Source organism: Aquisalibacillus elongatus (genome assembly GCF_003843875.1).
GTDB classification, from domain to species: Bacteria; Bacillota; Bacilli; order Bacillales; family Alkalibacillaceae; genus Aquisalibacillus; species Aquisalibacillus elongatus.
In genome coordinates, this window is record NZ_RKRF01000011.1 from 39,157 (window position 1) to 59,069 (window position 19,913).

Genomic DNA, 19,913 nt, shown 5'->3' on the forward strand with positions numbered 1-19,913 from the left:
AGCAGATCAATAATAGGAAAGAACTAAATATTTTGGGAAGGGGTCAAGTATGAAAAAAATATTAGCATTTTTACTACTTTTGGTATTTATACTAAACATGTTACCGGATTCAACTATTGTCAAGGCAGATACAGACGAGGTTGGTATAAGTCAATCTGAAGTAAATTTTAAAAATGATTTCAGGAGACTCTGGATTGACCATGTATTGTGGACAAGTAATTATATTACAAGTGCTACAACGGCAGGAGCAGAGGACCAAGAGCAGGTACTATCACGGCTGCTAAAAAATCAAGAAGATATCGGGAATGCTGTAAAACCTATTTATGGAGATGACGCAGGTGAACAGCTTACCACATTACTTAAGGAACACATTGTTATTGCAGGTAAGATCGTAGAAGCCGCTAAAAGTGGAGACGATGACTTGGTCAATCAGCTAGACAAGGAATGGTATAATAATGCTGATGATATAGCGGCATTCCTAAGTGAAGCTAATCCTCATTTGAAAAATGAAGATTTACAGAAACTGCTTTATATGCATTTAGAATTAGTGACAGATGACTTAGTCGCAAGTTTAGAAAAGGAATGGGATGATCGAATAGTGGCTATTGATGAAGGTCTTTCCCATATTATCTTAATGGCAGATACCATTTCTAAGGGAGTTGTAAATCAGTTTCCAGAGAAGTTTGATCAATAATAAATTTAAGAAGCTTTAGCACTACGCTAAAGCTTCTTTTTTTATTTAGGACTCTTCTTGTTATTTTTAGTTTGTGGCGGCTCTTCTAACCAGCCGTGTTGAATCATAAGCTTGGCACCTTTATGGGCATAAGCAAAGATATCTTGCATGATTTTAGTAATTTTTTCAACCAGGTCATTCCGTTGGCTAAACGCTGTCCCCAGGGAGCTTCCCCCAATAGCGAAACTACAGAACAACGACACACAGTACATCATCATTTTGTCTGAAAATGGAGGAACGGTTGAACCTGTAACGTTACCACCAGGCGTAGACGGGACTTGTAGACTACTATCTAACAAGATATTTGAAATAGTTTTAATAATTTCTTTTGAAATCGCCGCTCCTTCTCCTAAGTACTGTTTAACCTCTTTTTCATTCGCACATTGGGAAAAACCTAAGATCAATTGCATGCCTACCATATTGGACTCTATTGTATGGTGTAAATGTGCTGTTTCAACGACGTTTAAAGGACGCTTTTCTTTAAATAGATTGAAACCACTCAAATACCCTACCTCTTGAACAAACTCAACATTTTTAGGGATTTGAACATAAGGAGAACGAGTCAAAATCCCTTTTTCTAATAGATACTCCGTACATTTGTCGTAACAACGTTGCGTAATGTTTGTTAATTCACGCATCATCATCACGATGTCTGGACGATAACACATATTCAAATTTAGCGTATGCATCCCCATACTAATTTCTTTCATAAGTCTTATGAATAGAATGTCAAATCCGTTGTCAAACAACTTAGGCGCCCCAATATTAACATCATCAGCTTTAAAGCCAACTGGTATAGCCGCACCTTCTGTTTGGAATATATTTTCAATCTTAGTTGCGTAAGGCTTAATGTCTTCGTATACATCTACTAGAATTTGTTTGGCTTGGTCATCATCTGCATGCTCAATGAAATATTCAAGCATTCTAAGAATCATCGTATTTTGCTGATAGGTAATCCATAACACACCTATTTCAGAAGAAGATATTTTTGGGCTTTCAGGCATTAGACAAACCTCCGTTTCTCTAATGCCTATTTTTCTCAAAACAAAATTGATTATGCAGATTAATTGCCTATACTGGCGCCTTTTTCGATAATTTCACCAAACATCTCTACGGTTAGGTCTGGATTTTCCTGTCCGGTCTCTTCTGAGTGAAGCTTATCTAACATGTAACTAAGACCCTCTTCGACTTTTTCCAATTCAGCTTGTTGCACTTCATCCGCCGAAATGCGTCCTACAAAAAACCTTGGCTGATCTTGAATATCATTGTTAATTGTTCTATTACCGAGGCGAAGTATCGAGTTCAACTTCTCAAGGTTTTGATCAATTAGGAGAGGACTCATTTCATCAGGATTTGATTGGATAGCCTCAACATCGCGATGAGTGTCATCTAAAGTTTTATAAAATTCATTTAGATAAGCTTCAAACTGTTGCTTGTCTTCCACTTTTTCTAGAACAAGCCAAGGGACTGTTATGAATAACACAACAGCCATTAGTATTTATATATATGTTTGTAGGTTACTCCGTTTCATAAGCTCCCACCTTTGCTTTTTGTTTATAATCTAAGTAAAGCCAAATAGTTAAAGTGATTAGTAAAAATACCATGGCTAAGGAATTTAACCAAATGTTTTTACCATTCAATGAAAAACCTAATACCATGATCGTTAATGAGGAAATCGGCGCCATTATGTAATAAGCTTTTGCATCATAAAACCAGCCGTAAGGAAAGAAATGTGCACCTGTGATAATCGCAAATATCATAAGCGCTTCTTGAGGGTACTCCGCCATGGCCCATATAAGAATAGGAAAGTATACAATTTGGGCCAAGTTCAAAATTAAACCTATATTTCCTAATGGATTTTGTTCAAGCTTCCAATCAGCCTTAATCAAGTTCGAAATGGCAACGGATAGCGGAAACATAAGCCCTGTTGAAAATAACATGTACATATTTTTTTGAGTCATTTCAGTTGGCAGTAAAAATATAAACGTAATGATGGACCAAATGATAATTGCGGATAATAAAAAGCCTATCCCGTTTTTACCCAAAACAGATAGCTCGTGCCTTATGGCATTAACTTCCATATTTTCCCCTCCCTTTATGTACTTGCCATTATATTAACATAATTTTCTAATAGGTGAAGTAGGTTTTATTTTTTCTTTTAAATAGAAAAAACGTGAATTCTCATCGAATTCACGTTTTTTAAAATTAATCTTTATCTACAGGATACACACCGTTTTCATCATGAACTTCTTTACCGGATAGTGGTGGGTTGAATACGCAAATGACGCGCATGTCTTTGCTGCCACCACGTAATAGGTGTTCATCATGTTCATCTAACGCGTATAGTGTTCCTGGTGTAATTTTATAAACCTTGCTATCACTTAATGTCTCTACTTCTCCGTCGCCTTCGATGCAGTACACAGCTTCTAAATGGTTCTTATACCAAATATGTGTCTCTGTACCTGCGCGGATGATCGTATCGTTTACTGAGTAACCCATGCCGTCTTTTTTCATAATTAAGCGGCGGCTATTCCAATTCCCGTTATCTGCTTCTACATCATGTTCTGTTCCTAAAATGTCTTCTAATTTTACAACCTTCATCGATTTCTCCTCCTCGGTGTTAGTTCGTAACTGGTTCTTTTACAACAACTTTTACGCTTTCTTCTATAATGGATAAACCTTCTTTAAGCGCACCTTCATCAATATTGATTGCTGGGAATAGCTTAAAGACTTCCCCGTCCATTCCTGCTGTTTCCATAATTAGGCCACGATTAAAGCATTCAGTCGTCACTTGGTCAGCAATGTCGCCATTTTCGCACTCAATACCAACCATCAAGCCACGGCCTTTTACGCGACCATTTAACTCAGGATATTTCTCTACGATTTGATTTAAATAATCAAGGGTTAATTTAGACTTCTCTTTAATACTTTCTTCAAATGATTTGTCTGTCCAATAGTCTAAAGCCGCTGAAGCTGTCACAAATGCGTGGTTATTACCACGGAATGTTCCGTTATGCTCACCTGGGCTCCAGATGTCTAAATCCGGGCGGAATAAAGCTATCGCAAACGGTAGTCCAAAGCCGCTTAGCGATTTAGATAGGCAAACGATATCAGGCTCAATGCCCGCTTGTTCGAAGCTGAAGAATGTTCCAGTACGGCCAATGCCGGCTTGGATATCATCAACGATTAATAAAATATCGTGACGTTTACAAACTCCTTCTATCTTTTTTAACCATTCAAAGCGAGCAGCATTAATACCACCTTCACCTTGAACTGTCTCAACGATCATCGCAGCTGGCAAGTCAACACCACTGCCGTCGTCTTCTAAATATTGCTCTAAATACTTAATCGAATCTTGCTCATCAACAAAGTTATCATAAGGCATTGTTACGGTGTGATGTAATGGCACACCAGCACCTTTACGCTTAGAAGCATTACCCGTGACCGATAATGATCCAATTGTCATCCCATGGAATCCTCTAGTGAAACTAATCACATCTGTGCGACCAGTCACTTTACGAGCTAGTTTAAGGGCACTCTCAACTGCATTCGTTCCAGTAGGTCCTGGGAACATCATTTTATAATCTAGATTTCTAGGTTCTAAAATGACATCATTAAACTTTTGGATAAACTCTGCTTTTGCTGTTGTCGCTTTATCTAATGAATGAGTAATACCATCATTCGTAATATACTCAACTAATTTTTCTTTCATATGGTCATCATTATGTCCATAGTTTAGCGCTCCTGCACCTGAGAAAAAGTCAATATACGTATTGCCATCTTCATCCCAAAGCTTATGCCCCTTAGCTTTTGTAAAAACTTTTGGGAAATCGCGGCAGTAACTACGCACCTCTGATTCCTTTGTTTCAAAGATTTTCATATCTGTTTTACCCATTCTTTTCCTCCTTAAGATTGATATACCTTGTACCTTAAAAATTAGCGTTTAATAGGTCCAATTCTGAATCGCAGTTCTTCTTCATGCTCATCTGTTGGAAAAAGATCCTCTTTGAAAAACTCAGATACATCACATTTTGTATTATTTTTCTTAGCGAACCCTTTAAACAATGACTGTGAAGCCTGGTTAGATGGCGTTACCGTCGCTTCTAAAAAGCGAACGTCTTTGCATGCTTCTCGATTAAACAGCTCGTGAAGCATTTTCGATGCAATTCCTTTTCCGCGCTGTGATGAATCAACACCAACCTGCCAAACAAACACAACATCTTGTTTTTCTGGTGGGATAAATCCTGTTACAAATCCGACGACTTTTCCTTTTTCTTTAGCTACCACACAAGTCTCAGAAAAATATTCACACATCATAATATATTTATAAGCCGAATTCTGATCCAATGTGGAACTGTTTACTAACTCCCACATCCCAGCTCCATCACCTGGAGAAGGTTCTTCTAATGAAACAGTCTCTAACGGTTTTAAAGTTGCTGTTGCATTTTCAGTACTAATAGCTATGTGCTCCTTTCGAAACGTTTTTTATATTCATTTATTTATAATAAGGGTGTCAGTATTTTTAATCAATTCAGTTTAAACGTCATTAAACGTAATGCATTAGATTTAATTGTGGAAAAATAAGGCTTAGTATAAACGAACTTAAAAATCCTTAAATATTATTATGTTTTCTTAAGAATAATACAGATTTTATTCCTTAAACCATTTCAATTGTTAATATGTTAATGCATTAAAGCAATTATTAGTCGAAATTATTAAAGGGGTAACTCAAAAAAATCCACAGAATATATTCTGTGGATTAAGTTACTGACCAATGGTGGCGATTGACTGATGTTTCAGCAAATTCCAAGGTCGTTCGGTATGGGACGAAATTAACATGCCGATTAACCGCGTACAGGTGATTTGGGCTACATAAAAACAGACCTAATGCTTCTTCGTATACAAAACGGTCAAGAGCCTGAGCTTTTTCAATAAATTGATCTTGGTTTGTTTCTCGCTCAAAAGAGTTATATAGCTTTGTAAACCCTGGTATCTTAGGGCCGACTCGGTACATTCCATCATCGCCAAAAATTTCACGATGAAAAAAAGCGGGTGTCCCTTCTAAAAATAAAGCACTCACGTCTAACAAAAACAAATGATAATAAGGTGGCAGTTTTTTCTCAGCCAAAATATGACGCCATTTTAACTCTTCATGGTCTGGAATCACATATAACTCTACATGCATACCTAGTGTTTGTTGAAGACTTCTAGAGATGAATATAGCTGAGTCTTCAAATTGATTAAACGTTGCAATGGTAAACACATCTTCCTCCTGCCACGCTGATTGTTCCAACCAATATTGAGCTTTAGCTTGGTCGAATTCCCGAGCGGGTAGCCCTGTTGGAAAATCAACAGCCCAAGGTGGTGTTAAGGCAGGAACAATATCCGCATAACCATTGAAACAAGTCTGAATTAAGTCTTCTTTCGAAACAGCATAATTTAAGGCTAATCTAAGGGCTCGTTCATTTAATACTTCATAGTTACGATTGAACACTCCTGTCAAAACTGCGTTACCCTTAGCCTTAACTAGTTTAGCAAATGGTGACTGTTGAACCTCATCTGCTCTGGATAAGGGTAGCTCTGTCACAAGGTCCACTTCTCCTTCTGTGTACATACAGTTATCAATGGCTTCATCTTTTGAAAGGTCATTTCGAAATATAACTTCGTGTAATTGTGGAAGACGCTCATCATTCCAGTAATACTTATTTGCTTGTAAACAGACATATGGCGTTCGATCTTCTTCTGTTGTCAACCATGTGAGAGACAGTGGGCTTCCATTTATAAAGGCCGCCCGATTATAAATAGACGAATATCCTTCTCTTAATTGGAACGGTCCAGTACCCCACGGGCCTGGTGCGTCCAATACTCACCAATGTCCCTCCGCGGTTCCAAGTTTTTTATACCCAAAACCTAAAACTTCCCAAAACAAATCATTTCCTTGGTGTTGGGCTCTAAATTTTCCGAGAGCCAACCCCTCAGGATAGGGAAAGTGAAAAATAACCTCATGTGAATTCATTATTTCTAATTCAGTACCCTCCGGCAAATTAAGCCATGTGCCAGGTGGATGTGGGGCATACCACTTTTTTACTTCTTCAAAGTTTCGTTGAACCACTTTAGCATTATACGGCTGACCATTATGAAAAGAGACAGGTTCCCTTAAGGAAACGCTTAAGGTTTTTGAATCGATCCAATTAAACGCTTTTGCAAGAGATGGGACTATTCGACCTGCTGGAACAACGCGAACGAACTCTTCCATTGTATTAAATAACACATACAACCAATTCAACGGCGACCAATCTACAACTCTGATTTTTCCTTTCTCATTCTTCACTTCCTAACCTCCTAGTTCAATTAGTTATTAAAATCCTATGAGGAACTAAATTAAACAGAATAAAATTTTGAGTTTACACAAAACTAATTTAAGGAGTGTTGTAAGGAGGGCCTACTTTGGAAAAATCCATTCATGATGCTCGATTAACTTCGTCAGAAATCGCAAACTTATGGACGCAGTATATGAACGATAGTATGTCTATTTGTGTTATGAAGCACTTTTTAATTCACGCTCAAGATGAAGAAGTTAAATCGATTCTGGAATTTGCACTAGAGTTGTCTCATAGACATTTAGATAAAATCAAAATTTTTCTTGAAGGAGATCAATACCCTGTTCCAATCGGTTTCACAGATGACGATGTCGATTTAGAGGCTCCGCCTATATTCTCTGACAAATTAGTCATTCATTATATGTATATCATGACTGTCCATGGTTTATCTGGTTATGCTGGATCTTTAAATACATCAATACGAGAAGATCAAGTGGAGTACTTTATTGAGTGTAATAAAGAAGCAATGGAGTTATACCGTCGAATCACAAAGATCTTAACAGAAAAAGGCCTAATTGACCGACCACCTAATATCAATCCACCTGAGAAACCTACAGTGGTTAAAAAGCAAAGCTATCTTACCGGCTGGTTTGGCAAAAGACGTCCACTCAATGCTATTGAAGTTAGCGGCATCTATTTTAATATGAAAAAAGACGTCATAAAAATCTGCATGGAAATGGCGTCCAGACAAATGACCAAAAACAAAGAACTGCAAGACTTTTTTAAGCGTGGCGAGAAAATCTGTGATAAACAATTTGATACGTTCAATAAAATGTTATCTGAAAGTAACTTACCGTCAACGAGTAAATTGGATGATCAAGTTTTAAATACGACTACGCCTGTTTTTTCGGATAAACTCATGTTGTTTCACGTTCTAAACTTACTATCTACAGCTGCTGGCTATTACGGTGTTGCGTTAGCCTTGTCTCAAAGACGAGATTTAGGTGCTAGTTATCTGGCGATGATAACGGAAGTGCTAAAGTATGCTGAGGATGGTATGAATATTATGATTAGGAAGAAATGGATGGAAGAACCTCCAATGTTTGATGATCGAGATCAATTGGCAAAAAAGAAAAAATAAAGGTTGTCCGAGTAATCGGACAACCTTTCGTTATTAACTCCAAACGGCTAGGTTCGAAGTTAAATATGCGAATCTTTTCTTTTAAAGATATTCTGTACACCTTGGGATAAGATGTTAAAAGTCAATATTGTAAAAGCCATCGCAAACGCTGACCAGAACGGGATCCATATCGACATTCTAAGATCGCGAAAAGCATCTAAGAATAACATTGGCCAAGAGATCGAATCATTTCGAATCTCAAACACCCCAGCATCAACTTGAATCAATGCTTGTGAGATAAATATCCCAACAAAAGCTAATTGACCAATCAAAAACATGACTTTTCCTATGTCCGTTATGGCATAGACGATGAGTTTACCATATATAAAAGGCCATAAGTACTTTCTAAAAATACGGAATGGCTTCGCTCCTGCGACAACACCACTTTCTATAAACTCTTGAGAGGCCGCTTCATCTAGATCAACTTTAATAGATTCACCAGCCCTTCCAACTTCCACAAAGGCTATAAGGAACACAAGAGCGTAAATTCTATAATCAGAGAATAATATCGGTGGTAACGTTGCCAGTAGTGCGACCATGATAATGGTCGGCACATATGATAAAAAGCCATTTAACCATTTTAAAATATGATGCGTTCCTAAAAATCGTTTGTGCGCTAAGTAACCTAATGGAATTGCCATAACATAGCGGATGATCGTTATCGCAACAATAATAAATAGAGTCTCTTTGGCACCCATCACAATTAAACTTAAAAGGTCTCTTCCCTCATGATCTGAACCAAGAATATAATCTTGGGTGTTTGGCTCAAAAGGCGGTGGAATCGGTGTACCTTCTTCATCTCGTATAAAGACTGTCTCTTCTAAACTATCATCAATAATTGGTAAGTATGGCCCTATAAACGTTACAAATAGTAAGAAAGCTAATAGAACTAAGCCAAGAATTAGCAGTCCATGGTTTTGTAGAATTTTTATGATCTTCATTTGGCCGTCACATCCTTAGGCACAAACTGGTGCTTTAACACCTGTGTCGTTAAAACCACGATAAACATTATGAATAAAAACGGTATCATCAAGGCGAGCGCTCTCATTTCTTCGTTAGCTAAAATACTTTCTAGAAGTTGATAACCTGCACCGTTATAATTCGAGACTTTTTCTATGATCGGTAAACTTGAAAGAATGTAAAGCATAACCATCTGAGATTGATTCATCAATGGCCCAAAGCTGTTCCAAAACATATGTTTAATAGCTTCTAATCTAGTCATCCCTTTTGAAAAAGCAGTTCGAACATAATCCTGTCCCATTTCGTTTTCCATAGATACCACAGTGAATTTAACCAAATGTGCAATTGGAAAAATCATAAGCGCAACAAGTGGAATAATGAAGTTATACCAATGTTCATCCCCGAAAATACTAAACTGAGGTAGTCCGTTCCTCATTAAGACTATCAACAAGTACTGAATAGAGATGAATAAAAAGAAATCGGGAATCGCTGCAAATAACCAGGAAAAGAATGCGATTACCTTCCCTTTTTTACGGTTACGCCAATGAATTTGTAGCATTCCAATTAAAATACCAACAACCATGCTCAATATAAAAGCCGGGATGATAATTTTTAGGCTTCTATTGAGAAACCGTTGTGACTCACTCCATATTGAGTTGCCGCCAGTTGTTTCCCCAAAGCCTTTTTCAACTTTGACATAACTAACGAAATCTTGGATCGATTCTTGATACAGTTCTAACGTAAAAGGATAATCAGCCTCGAACTGCATCGGACCTAGCATTTCAATTTCACGTTCTCTAGGTAAAAGCAAAAGCAGAATAAAACCAATAAGTATAAGGCAAAAAATCAGTATTTGTTTGGTTATTTGCCAGACCATAAGAAGAGGGCCTCCATGTTTGTTAGAATTTTTAGAAAAATTTTATTTTATTATCCCAAATCCGTCCTTATGAGTCAAATGTCTTATGACTATTGAGCTGTGTACCCCCCATCAATAACAACCGCTTGGCCTGTAATTCCTTTTGCGCGGTCACTGGCAAGATATAAAACATAATCGGCGATCTCCTGAACATCCAACAATCTTTTCTGTGGTACTAACGGATAAATGACATCTTCTAGCACTGATTCAAGCGATACGTTACGGTTTTTCGCTAAGTCCTCTAATTGGTTGCGAACTAGTGGTGTATCAACATAACCTGGACAAACAGCATTTACTGTCACACCGTATTCCGCTGCTTCTAATGCTGTTACCTTTGTAAGCCCAATCACGCCGTGCTTAGCACTATTATATGCCGACTTTCCCGCAAAACCGATCAAACCATTAATGGATGCCATATTAATAATACGGCCAAACCCTTGTTCTTTCATTTTCGGAAGGGCATGTTTTGTTCCCATAAAAGGTGCGACTAACATCACTTTAGTCATTAATTCAAACGTTTCAGTCGGAAATTCCTCAACCGTTGATACATGTTGTAATCCTGCATTATTAATTAACACATCTAAACGTCCATATGTTTTGGCTGTTTTGTCAATTGCAGCTTGAATCTGCTCCTCCTTTGTCACGTCACACGTCACACTCATACACTCATAACCTTGTTCCTGCAAGTCCTTGGTCACCTGCTTCAGTTTTCCTTCATTAATGTCGCTAAACACAACCTTTGCCTCATTTTCCAAAAAGTGAACTCCCATCGCATAGCCAATTCCACCTGCTGCACCAGTAATTAAAACAACTTGATCCTTAACCAAGGTTAGTCCCTCCTTAAAAATGTCTACTTATTAATTTAAACAATAAAGACTAAAAACCTTTATTTAATGGAAAAGGTGCTGAACGAGTTTGGAAAAGGTCTGAAACTCTCTTTCTATGTACTCTAAACAAAAAATTCCCCTTTTGTCTCGAGACAAAAGGGGAATTAATCATATTATTCTGCAGCTTCAAGATCTTCAATTGATTCAATGTCCATGTACTCTGGTACGGCTAAACCGACTTTAGCTTGTTCATAAACTGGACCTAAATCTTCGAAGTTACCTTCATGCTTTTCATAGAAAGAAGTTCACTTTCTTCATTGCTAAGAACATAATAAATCAAAACACAAAACTATTTTAAATTCTAATTATTATTTCAGTCATTCTCAAAGAGTAAATATATTGATTTCAGTCCATTTGATTAGATGACTTTAAGTTGTATCGAATGCATTAAGGATAAAATATAGAATCTCTTTTATTTTCTTCGTTTTTCACAAAATTAAGAGTTTAATAAGTCGTTTTTAATTAAAAATCTCTACATTCCTTACAGCATCCGACAAAGTTCTTTTAGAGTTAAGGTTATAATGGTGAAAAATGTTTAACAGGAGTCGATCTTATGGAGTCGGTAAAAGTTCTACATTTAGACTATGATGATGTTGAAAAGGACAAGCTTATTTCTATTAATCCGGAGCTAGATTATTTATATTTCTACCGTTTTATAGGTGGGAACTCGAGTGAAACGGAAGGATTAATTGAGCAATTATCGGTGCTTAGGGAACAGAAGCCACTGATTATCGGACTTTTTCGTTTCCCGTTTCGTTTTGAAGGGAAAAAGCGGTTCAATACAGCAGTCCATCAATACTATCGCATGAAGGAACTGTGTAATGCGGTTATATATTTTTATAGTGATGATCTCATGAAATTAATTGATGATGAAACATCAATTTTAAAAGCTCACCATACATTTAACAACGTCGAAGAACAAACCATCCAATCGTTAAAACTACTACTTGAGCATACGGGTGAGGTTAATATTGATTACCATGATCTTGTCACGTTCATTCAAAACGATCAGGGTCCGCTATTTGTACACACTGTTGAAGAAGACACCTTTGATATCCCTTTAAAATATTTAGTGTCTAACCCATATTTGCCTAATGATTTTTTAGATGGAAAACAATTGATGATCAATCTCGGATATTCGCAACATGTAAACATGGAAACGTTTAAACAAATCAATCTACGTCTCCACGATTTATTTGCTAAAGCCGATTTGTTTAAAGTCGGTTCTTACTTTATCGATGAGCCAGGGGAAACGTTTAAGATCACCCTCATTGTAAATGGCATAAGCGACCCAGAAGAACAACCGTTAGACTATAAAAAGATGAATAAATACAAAGGTATGTATCATAAATCACAACGATTTGTTGAGAAAGTTAAACGACGTATTGATATTATAAAGGATTAAAACTTATATTTAGGACGAAGTTAACTGAACAACCTGATTACGGCCTCTAGATTTAGCAAGATATAACGCCTGATCAGCTCTATTTAGAATTTCTTCTTTTCTAAAATTAGAAAACTTATCAAATGTCTCAGCGCCTAAACTTATTGTCACAAAAGGCTTTGTCCGAGAATTTGGATTTGGTATATTCAATTGTGCAACCTTCTTACGAATACTCTCTGCAATTTTGAGCGCACCTTTTTGGTCAGTGTTTGGGAGAATGACGACGAATTCCTCTCCACCATAACGGGCAAAAAAGTCTGTAGGTCGCTTCAGTGTAGATTGAATAGTCTTAGCAACTTCTATTAAACACTCGTCACCTTTTGGATGACCAAATGAATCATTGAACTGCTTAAAGTGGTCAATATCCAATATTATTAAAGATGTCGTTTTATGACTTAACTCACCTACAATTTCTTGCAACACTTGATCAAATTTTCGGCGATTTGGAATGGAAGTTAAGCTGTCTGTATTCGCCATATTGGTTTGCTCAATAATTCTCTCATTCTGTTGGATCATATTGATTTGGTGAGCTTGTAATCTATGAAACAGCAAACCTACAAATGCACCTAAAGATGAGAAAAACAGCAGCCTTATAATCCAGGCAACCGTTAGTTGATTAACATTTTCTGTTACTTCTAACATCATAAACGGACCAGCTAAAAAACCACTCAACAACCCACTTATAATTCCACCTGGCGCTTTAAAAAACCATGCAGATAAAATAATGGGAAAATAGTATAAATGTACAGTAACCGTATTCGGTCTAAAAGTATAGACGATTACCCAAGAAATAGCCAAGGCTAAAGAGATATACAAAATGGGTAATAAACGCCTTTTGTTTAACACCATATTACCAGCCTTTCTATATATTACCTCCATAATTCGCATTCTAGAAAAGTTCTTAAATTCCTTCCAAAACACATATAAAAACCAGCCGCTTAATACGACTGGTTTCAGATTAAATAGCCTGCTGAATTTTTGATAAAGCTGTTTGAACATCTTCCTGTGAAATGCCATTATGGGTCACAAAACGAATCGTATAAGGACCATAAGGAACAGCTAATACACCTTGAGATTCCAGTTTTTGAATAAACTGTTCACTGGTTAGACCTAGGTTTTTTACATTGAGTAACACCATATTTGTCTCAACTTGGCCTTCAACCTCTATGCCTGATATGTCACCTAATCCTTCTGCTAAAACTTTAGCGTTATAATGGTCCTCTGCTAACCGATCTATCATATGATTTAACGCATATATACCTGGTGCGGCAACCATTCCGGCCTGTCTTAGCCCGCCACCTAAACGCTTGCGCCATTTACGCGCGCGATCTATGAATTCTTTAGGACCTGCTAAAATGGATCCGACAGGCGCACCTAGTCCTTTTGATAAACAAAATTGAACAGTATCCGTATAGGCAGCATACTCATGTACCGGGATTCCGGTAGCAACAGAGGCGTTAAACAAACGAGCGCCGTCTAAATGAACAGGAATCTGGTGTTTTTGAGCAATATCTTTAATTTCTTTCATGTTCTCAAGTGGTAAAATCGTGCCACCTGCTTTGTTATGCGTATTCTCGAGACAGATCAAGCCCGTCTCAGGAAAATGAATGTCTTCAGGGCGGATCGCAGCTTCAACTTCTTCTGGATTCATCGCTCCACGTTCACCCTTTATCGTTCGGGGCTGAATTCCAGCAAGTGCTGACATAGCCGCTCCTTCATAAACAAACACATGAGCATTGTCTTCCATAATAACTTCATCGCTAGGCTTACAATGTGCCAAAACCGCTAGCTGGTTTCCTTGTGTTCCACTTGTGACAAACAAAGCCGCTTCTTTCCCAAGTTTCTCAGCGGCTAATGCTTCAAGTTGATTCACTGAAGGGTCTTCCCCATAAACATCATCGCCAACTTCAGCTTCGAATGCAGCCTGACGCATTTCTTTTGTCGGCTTTGTAACTGTATCACTTCTTAAATCAATCATCTAAGCCCCTCCTATCTTTTGTTTTATTTTATAATAATTCAGCCTTTTACAAAACTATGAATCCTGAGGTTTTAAATTATTATAAAGAAGAAACAATAGCTATAAAGAGTATTTATAAATGAACACGACATGTGCCTTTTTCATATAATGCATCATAATATGTAAAGTTTGGATGTGGTTTCTTTGAGTCGATTAGACCCGGAACAATTATATGTGGAGTACCGTGACGGAGTAACGCCATATGAGCCGTTATTAAACAGACGTCATACCCTCACGCATTCGGATGAAACTGGGGAATTGTTTTTAACAGTCGGTTTGTCATACGCTTATGATTTATTTAATGAAATGCGTGATGAGGTGATTGGCGAGTGGATTGACCAGGCTGACGGTTGTTTTTACCATGTTTACTTATATGTCGGTGGTCCGTTTAGCGAGGAAGTTGCTTCAATTCGAAATGACATTTTCCGTCGCGAGCTACCATTAGCATTAGAAGCTATTCGATATGGCGATCGTGGCATCTTCAACCTCCATCCCAGTTTAGATTCATGTCAAATTATTACTCACTTTATGTCTGTTTACCCACAATTCAATAAAATTGAAAACTGGGGAACTTTCGACGATTATAATATCCTCCTCTCTCAATAAAACATACTTCTATAAGTTGTGAATACAATGTACAAACACCTTATAGGAGGATGATTATGAAAATACAACGTCTTGGACATGCGATGTACTTGTTTACTAGCGAAGAAGGACATAAATACCTCGTGGATCCATTCGTCGATTTAAACCCTGGGTTCCCTCAACTACTCGATTCAGAAGAGTTTTACCAATCGATTGATGCTATTCTGTTAACTCACGGACATTTCGACCACACTAGCGGCCTTTCCAAATTTGTCGAACATAACCCAAACGTGATGATTGTAGCTCAATATGAACTAGCTTTAATTCTACTTCAACAAGGTCTCCAAAATGTTATGCCCATCAACTTAGGTGGCTCTGTCTTTTTCGAAGACGTTAAAGTGACAATGGTACAGGCACTGCACACCTCATCTTATAAAGAAACTCAGAGCACACCGATTTATGCAGGGGAGTCATCTGGTTATATATTAGATTTCACAGATGATCATACCGTTTATCACTCCGGCGATACGGCAATCATGTCTGATATGAAACTCATTCAAGATGTCTATCAACCAAGCATTGCAATTTTGTCTTCTTCTGGTCATTTTACAATGGGACCAAAGGAAGCTGCATATGCGGTTAAACATTTACTAGATGTTGATTACGTGGTTCCAAGCCATACGTTCCCGACTAAACAAACCTCTACCTCACCTGAGTTGTTAGAGGCTTTACTTAACGAATTTCCAGTTGTTGAAAATATGATTGGAAAAGACCAAGAACTTCAAAAACACCTCGAAGATTACACGGACACTAAAGTTGTCTTAGTAGATTATGGGGAAGAATTACTTTTCAACCCTGCTCCTAGTCATATATAAGTCTTTTTATGGTCAACTTTCCCAATTAGTTGGGTAGGTGCATATGTTAGTTTAGAACACTAACAATTTCAGGAGGTTATAAGATATGTTTCAGGATTCTCCATTTGAATCTTTTGATGCACCTATTCACGAGCAGGTCGTCCGTCAACAGCCGTCCGTACGTCAAATCATGCAAATACTTCGTTCAGAACACAATCAGTTATACGCACAGCTAACGCGCTCGGGTGTTAATAGACAATTTGTTGACTACGTATTTTATTTGGTCGTAAGTTTTACGTTAAATCAGGCTGACCACAACCAATCTGCTAGTCAAATCTATCAGCAATTTCAGCGCCAAGTTCCTTGGCTTAGAGTATTTTTTGCACAATCAAACGTTCCCCAAAGTCAGGTTGATCGCGTGTTAACGCAGGTGATCCAAATTACGTTAGACATTATCCATGAAGGCGATCAGCCTAGTACTGGCTGGTCTAATTGGGAAAACCTTGGTGGAAACTTAAACTCTGCGCCAGCCGTCTCATCGTGGGCGCCAAACCGTTTAGATGTTTTTGCAAGAGGGCAAAATCAGCAGCTCATTCATAAGTGGTGGGATGGTAACCGATGGAGTGACTGGGAAAACCTTGGTGGCACGTTAACTTCTCCTCCATCAGCAGTCTCTTGGGGACCTAACCGAATCGATGTCTTTGTTCGAGGAACCGATCAAAGTTTGTACCACAAATGGTGGGATGGTAGCCGTTGGAGTGATTGGGAGAACCTCGGCGGCACTTTAACAAGTGGACCATCCGTTTCCTCACAAAGACAAAACCAGCTTGATGTCTTTGTTCGCGGAACCAATAACCGACTATACAAACGGACTTGGAATGGTTCTAGATGGCTTGATTGGGAAGACTTAGGCGGAAACCTTACCTCTCACCCTGCTGCAGTTTCCTGGGGGAACAATCGAATTGACGTCTTTGCACGAGGGCAAAATCAGGAACTTATTCACAAATGGTGGGACGGCAACCGTTGGAGCGATTGGGAGAACCTTGGCGGAAGCTTAGTCGGTGCACCCGCAGCATCCTCTAGACGATCCAATCACCTTGATGTCTTTGTCCGTGGCACGGATAACCGTCTCTATAAAAAAACTTGGAATGGATCACGATGGGAAGATTGGCAAGACCTTGGAGGTAACTTAACTTCACATCCCGCTTCGGTTTCGTGGGATTCTAACCGGATTGATGTATTTGCAAGAGGTCAAAACCGAAACTTGTACCACATTTATTATCAAGGATAAAAGAAAACGAAACACCATCTCAGCGGTGTTTCGTTTTTTAAATGTCACTACCAAAAATTCCAATAGATTGTCGATCTAAATTAAACGTTTGGCCATCCCAAGCTAATGTATTCATAACATAACCTAACGAATCTGCATTGTATCTACCTGCAATGCTTTGGTATACGAGAATCTCGTAAACGCTGTCCCGGTCAAAATCCACGGGATAAAATCCGCTGATTGGATTAACCCAACCTTCTATAGGCTCTTTTAATCGACCATTTTGATCATAGATTTCATTTAAGTATTCCGTCCCCCTAGTGGAAATATCTAATATATATTTTTTTTGATTTCGATCACTAATGACCCGCACCTTATAATCATCTTGGTAGGTCACCTGATACGTGTAAAAGTTATTATAGATTTCAAAATTAAACAGCTGGTGAACACGATCATTTAACAAAGAATAAATATACTGATACGTCGTTGCGCCGCTTCCACCAGAATCAATCGAGACTAATATGTCAACAACACCATTTCCCGTAAAATCACCTAAAAACAACGTCGGGTTGTAGCCCATATTTTGGCTAAGCGGGATTGTCGTAACTCTATCATTCGCCCCACTTCGGACGACTAAAGTGATATGTTGAATAAAAGGACTGTCTGGCGTTTGGTTACCCGTTAAAAATATATTATCTACTACACCATCTCCTGTCACATCACCTACATCTTCTGCCACCACATTAGGAAAATCGCCCCTATAATTCCACTGAAAATACATCCCATACGATCTCCTTTCATTCAGTTCATGTAATATCGTATGGGCGAATTTGAAATTTGCTACTCTAGTCAGAATCTACCTGAGCGGAAGATGGAGTAAATTAACCAAGCAAACATTAAAATGGCAATCACAAAGCCGATTTCAATTGCCGGAACATCCCATAGCAATGACGTTTGTCTGCCTAATGCCGAACCAATGATTAATCCAACCATAATCAAGCTAAATGCTAATAGAACGATACTAAACGAAAGTCGATTACTGATTTGATCTAACTTTGATAAAAAAGTTTCTGATTTTGGAATGGAAATTTCTATTGGCAGCTTCCGTTGTTTGGCCATAGCTTTTAGTTCCTTAATTGTAGCCGGTAAATCTTCTAAAATCTCACCGTAATCATTAAGTTGCTCCATCACATTTTCTGCAATTCTCTTCGGGTGATACTTTTCTCTAATCAACTCTTGGCCAAAAGGCTCCGCAGCATCTACAATGCTAAAGTCCGGATTCAACTGTTCAATAACACCTTCTAATGTTATCAATGCTTTTCCGACTAGGGTTAAGTCAGACGGAATTCTTACTTTATGTCGTTGAGCGACTGAAAACAAGTCTGTAATCGATTCACCTAAGCTAACTTCACTTAGCGGTACATCGTAATACTTAATCATGAGTTGTTCTAAATCCGCTCTTAATTCATGTTCATTTACATCGTCGGATACAACTTCCATGTCCGTAATCGTATGAAGCATTCTGTCCACATCTTGTTTAACCATAGCAATAACAAGAGATGCTAAACGTTCTCTCATCTCTGGTGACAAACGGCCAACTAGCCCAAAATCAAGTAAGGCCACACCTTGGTTTGGGATTGCCATAATATTTCCGATATGCGGATCGGCATGAAAGACGCCCTCTTTAAAAATCTGATACATAAACGTGTGAACGAGTTTTTCAGATAACCAATGTAGATCGATAGCCTCTTCTTTTAGTTCCTCTTGGTGACTGAGTTTTATTCCTTCTAGTGCTTCCATCGTTAACACTTTTCGATTTGTATAGTCCCAGTAAATGTCTGGTGTGATCACTTCTGGGTCTTCTGAAAATTGCTTTGCAATAAGCTCTGTATTACGTCCTTCTTTCTTATAATCTAATTCGTCTTTAATAGCTGTTGAGAATTCTTCTATAATGTCCACCACTTGATATTTATAAGCCCAATCAAACCGTTTTTCTGCACGTTTGGCCAACTCTTCTAAAATTTCAAGGTCGGTATGTATTTGCTTATAAATATTAGGGCGTTGAACTTTTACAACGACTTTTTCTCCATTTTTTAATACCGCTCCATGTACCTGCCCAATAGAAGCCGCGCCAATTGGCGATTCGGCGAACTTCTCGAAAACTTCATGAACCGGATGGCCCAATTCCTTTTCGATAATGTTTTCCACTTCTTCATATGAAAATGGGGCAATATCGTCTTGTAACAAAGATAGTTCATCAATGATATGTTTTGGTAATAAATCTGGTCGTGTGCTCGCCATTTGACCGACTTTAATGAAGGTCGGCCCTAATTCTTCTAAAAAATTCCGAATGCGTGCTCCAAGAGACTTTGAAGACGTCTCGGGCCTTTGTTTTACCATCATACGACGAGGTAAAGCAAAGACTTGTTCTAGACCTAATTCTTTTACGATAAACCCTAGTCCATTGCGTGAAAAGGCTGTAGCAATTTCACGATAACGACCGATATGGCGCACCTGTTTTCTAAACATGATTTGACCTCCCTACCTAGAGTTTACCCTGATTAATAGGAATAAAAACTCGGCTAAAATTAGGCTAAAAGGTCTGAGACGAAGAAATTTAAACCGTATTCGACAAGTTTCGTAACTATTCATCTCAAAAAAGGGTCTAACACTATAAAAGAGGTACTAAAACCATGTCAAAATGGTCTAAAAAAAGAGTCTATGATTCAAAGTAGAATCATAGACTC

The 19,913-nt window shown here is 38.1% G+C and carries 21 protein-coding genes and 1 pseudogene; 6 read left to right on the forward strand and 16 right to left on the reverse strand.

Annotation, left to right across the window (positions count from 1 at the left end; all coding sequences use genetic code 11):
• Positions 1-49 precede the first annotated feature (49 nt).
• Complete coding sequence (locus tag EDC24_RS11345; RefSeq protein WP_124222697.1) at positions 50-694, forward strand: glycosyltransferase; 645 nt, start codon at positions 50-52, stop codon at positions 692-694.
• Between the two features lie 41 nt (positions 695-735).
• On the opposite strand, the gene EDC24_RS11350 is transcribed toward EDC24_RS11345, so the two are convergent.
• The 8 genes from EDC24_RS11350 to EDC24_RS11385 all read right to left on the reverse strand — a co-directional run bounded on the left by EDC24_RS11350 (position 736) and on the right by EDC24_RS11385 (position 7,064).
• Positions 736-1,737, reverse strand: coding sequence for a DUF3231 family protein (locus EDC24_RS11350; protein ID WP_124222699.1), 1,002 nt, complete (start codon positions 1,735-1,737; stop codon positions 736-738).
• Positions 1,738-1,796: 59 nt separating this feature from the next.
• Positions 1,797-2,225, reverse strand: a complete 429-nt coding sequence (locus EDC24_RS11355) for a hypothetical protein (RefSeq protein WP_124222701.1) — start codon at positions 2,223-2,225, stop codon at positions 1,797-1,799.
• 25 nt (positions 2,226-2,250) lie between these two features.
• Positions 2,251-2,814: a DUF7010 family protein gene (locus EDC24_RS11360; RefSeq protein ID WP_124222703.1), complete on the reverse strand. Its 564-nt coding sequence runs from the start codon at positions 2,812-2,814 to the stop codon at positions 2,251-2,253.
• 124 nt (positions 2,815-2,938) lie between these two features.
• Positions 2,939-3,334, reverse strand: a complete 396-nt coding sequence (locus EDC24_RS11365; RefSeq protein ID WP_124222705.1) for an ectoine synthase — start codon at positions 3,332-3,334, stop codon at positions 2,939-2,941.
• 19 nt (positions 3,335-3,353) lie between these two features.
• Positions 3,354-4,628 carry a diaminobutyrate--2-oxoglutarate transaminase gene (gene ectB, locus EDC24_RS11370; protein ID WP_124222707.1) on the reverse strand — a complete coding sequence of 425 codons (1,275 nt, stop codon included), beginning with the start codon at positions 4,626-4,628 and terminating at the stop codon, positions 3,354-3,356.
• Between the two features lie 41 nt (positions 4,629-4,669).
• Positions 4,670-5,197 carry a diaminobutyrate acetyltransferase gene (gene ectA, locus EDC24_RS11375; RefSeq protein ID WP_425455188.1) on the reverse strand — a complete coding sequence of 176 codons (528 nt, stop codon included), beginning with the start codon at positions 5,195-5,197 and terminating at the stop codon, positions 4,670-4,672.
• A gap of 295 nt (positions 5,198-5,492) precedes the next feature.
• Complete coding sequence (locus tag EDC24_RS11380; protein WP_124222711.1) at positions 5,493-6,596, reverse strand: ABC transporter substrate-binding protein; 1,104 nt, start codon at positions 6,594-6,596, stop codon at positions 5,493-5,495.
• A 3-nt stretch (positions 6,597-6,599) separates the two neighbouring features.
• A complete protein-coding gene (locus EDC24_RS11385) occupies positions 6,600-7,064 on the reverse strand; it encodes an ABC transporter substrate-binding protein (protein WP_170158571.1) in 465 nt (154 codons plus the stop codon).
• Between the two features lie 116 nt (positions 7,065-7,180).
• Here EDC24_RS11385 and EDC24_RS11390 point away from each other — a divergent pair, with 116 nt between their 5' ends.
• Complete coding sequence (locus tag EDC24_RS11390) at positions 7,181-8,194, forward strand: DUF3231 family protein (protein ID WP_124222713.1); 1,014 nt, start codon at positions 7,181-7,183, stop codon at positions 8,192-8,194.
• A 59-nt stretch (positions 8,195-8,253) separates the two neighbouring features.
• On the opposite strand, the gene EDC24_RS11395 is transcribed toward EDC24_RS11390, so the two are convergent.
• The 4 genes and pseudogenes from EDC24_RS11395 to EDC24_RS15325 form a co-directional block, all read right to left on the reverse strand.
• Entirely contained in the window at positions 8,254-9,174 is a 921-nt protein-coding gene (locus EDC24_RS11395) for a peptide ABC transporter permease (protein ID WP_124222715.1), read from the reverse strand.
• Entirely contained in the window at positions 9,171-10,070 is a 900-nt protein-coding gene (locus EDC24_RS11400; RefSeq protein WP_124222717.1) for an ABC transporter permease subunit, read from the reverse strand. Before EDC24_RS11400 ends, EDC24_RS11395 begins: the two co-directional genes overlap by 4 nt.
• Before the next feature lie 89 nt (positions 10,071-10,159).
• Positions 10,160-10,936, reverse strand: coding sequence for a 3-hydroxybutyrate dehydrogenase (locus EDC24_RS11405; RefSeq protein WP_124222719.1), 777 nt, complete (start codon positions 10,934-10,936; stop codon positions 10,160-10,162).
• A gap of 173 nt (positions 10,937-11,109) precedes the next feature.
• Positions 11,110-11,211 (reverse strand): annotated as a pseudogene (locus EDC24_RS15325) (glycine/betaine ABC transporter); the annotation flags it as partial.
• Between the two features lie 338 nt (positions 11,212-11,549).
• On the opposite strand from EDC24_RS15325, the gene EDC24_RS11410 reads away from it, so the two are divergent.
• Positions 11,550-12,401, forward strand: coding sequence for an FtsZ/tubulin family protein (locus tag EDC24_RS11410; RefSeq protein WP_124222721.1), 852 nt, complete (start codon positions 11,550-11,552; stop codon positions 12,399-12,401).
• A 9-nt stretch (positions 12,402-12,410) separates the two neighbouring features.
• Here EDC24_RS11410 and EDC24_RS11415 read toward each other — a convergent pair whose 3' ends face one another.
• Positions 12,411-13,238, reverse strand: a complete 828-nt coding sequence (locus tag EDC24_RS11415; RefSeq protein ID WP_170158572.1) for a GGDEF domain-containing protein — start codon at positions 13,236-13,238, stop codon at positions 12,411-12,413.
• Positions 13,239-13,398: 160 nt separating this feature from the next.
• Positions 13,399-14,418: a low-specificity L-threonine aldolase gene (gene ltaE / locus EDC24_RS11420; protein ID WP_124222725.1), complete on the reverse strand. Its 1,020-nt coding sequence runs from the start codon at positions 14,416-14,418 to the stop codon at positions 13,399-13,401.
• A 174-nt stretch (positions 14,419-14,592) separates the two neighbouring features.
• Between ltaE and EDC24_RS11425 the strand changes: the two genes are divergently transcribed.
• The 3 genes from EDC24_RS11425 to EDC24_RS11435 all read left to right on the forward strand — a co-directional run bounded on the left by EDC24_RS11425 (position 14,593) and on the right by EDC24_RS11435 (position 17,187).
• Entirely contained in the window at positions 14,593-15,063 is a 471-nt protein-coding gene (locus EDC24_RS11425) for a staygreen family protein (RefSeq protein ID WP_342769370.1), read from the forward strand.
• Positions 15,064-15,119: 56 nt separating this feature from the next.
• Positions 15,120-15,917 (forward strand): metal-dependent hydrolase, encoded by a 798-nt coding sequence (locus tag EDC24_RS11430; protein ID WP_170158573.1) that lies wholly within the window; start codon positions 15,120-15,122, stop codon positions 15,915-15,917.
• An 85-nt stretch (positions 15,918-16,002) separates the two neighbouring features.
• Positions 16,003-17,187, forward strand: coding sequence for a PLL family lectin (locus EDC24_RS11435; RefSeq protein ID WP_245998144.1), 1,185 nt, complete (start codon positions 16,003-16,005; stop codon positions 17,185-17,187).
• 37 nt (positions 17,188-17,224) lie between these two features.
• Here EDC24_RS11435 and EDC24_RS11440 read toward each other — a convergent pair whose 3' ends face one another.
• Together EDC24_RS11440 and EDC24_RS11445 are read right to left on the reverse strand one after the other, a co-directional pair.
• A complete protein-coding gene (locus EDC24_RS11440) occupies positions 17,225-17,905 on the reverse strand; it encodes a VCBS repeat-containing protein (RefSeq protein ID WP_245998146.1) in 681 nt (226 codons plus the stop codon).
• A gap of 110 nt (positions 17,906-18,015) precedes the next feature.
• On the reverse strand, positions 18,016-19,695 hold the full coding sequence (locus EDC24_RS11445; protein ID WP_124222732.1) for an ABC1 kinase family protein: 1,680 nt from the start codon (positions 19,693-19,695) through the stop codon (positions 18,016-18,018).
• Positions 19,696-19,913: the final 218 nt, after the last annotated feature.

Coding starts and splice junctions, on each gene's coding strand:
- EDC24_RS11345 (WP_124222697.1), top strand. CDS start 50: ATGAAAAAAATATTAGCATTTTTACTACTTTTGGTATTTATACTAAAC.
- EDC24_RS11350 (WP_124222699.1), bottom strand. CDS start 1,737: ATGCCTGAAAGCCCAAAAATATCTTCTTCTGAAATAGGTGTGTTATGG.
- EDC24_RS11355 (WP_124222701.1), bottom strand. CDS start 2,225: ATGGCTGTTGTGTTATTCATAACAGTCCCTTGGCTTGTTCTAGAAAAA.
- EDC24_RS11360 (WP_124222703.1), bottom strand. CDS start 2,814: ATGGAAGTTAATGCCATAAGGCACGAGCTATCTGTTTTGGGTAAAAAC.
- EDC24_RS11365 (WP_124222705.1), bottom strand. CDS start 3,334: ATGAAGGTTGTAAAATTAGAAGACATTTTAGGAACAGAACATGATGTA.
- ectB (WP_124222707.1), bottom strand. CDS start 4,628: ATGGGTAAAACAGATATGAAAATCTTTGAAACAAAGGAATCAGAGGTG.
- EDC24_RS11395 (WP_124222715.1), bottom strand. CDS start 9,174: ATGAAGATCATAAAAATTCTACAAAACCATGGACTGCTAATTCTTGGC.
- EDC24_RS11400 (WP_124222717.1), bottom strand. CDS start 10,070: ATGGTCTGGCAAATAACCAAACAAATACTGATTTTTTGCCTTATACTT.
- EDC24_RS11410 (WP_124222721.1), top strand. CDS start 11,550: ATGGAGTCGGTAAAAGTTCTACATTTAGACTATGATGATGTTGAAAAG.
- ltaE (WP_124222725.1), bottom strand. CDS start 14,418: ATGATTGATTTAAGAAGTGATACAGTTACAAAGCCGACAAAAGAAATG.
- EDC24_RS11430 (WP_170158573.1), top strand. CDS start 15,120: ATGAAAATACAACGTCTTGGACATGCGATGTACTTGTTTACTAGCGAA.
- EDC24_RS11435 (WP_245998144.1), top strand. CDS start 16,003: ATGTTTCAGGATTCTCCATTTGAATCTTTTGATGCACCTATTCACGAG.
- EDC24_RS11445 (WP_124222732.1), bottom strand. CDS start 19,695: ATGTTTAGAAAACAGGTGCGCCATATCGGTCGTTATCGTGAAATTGCT.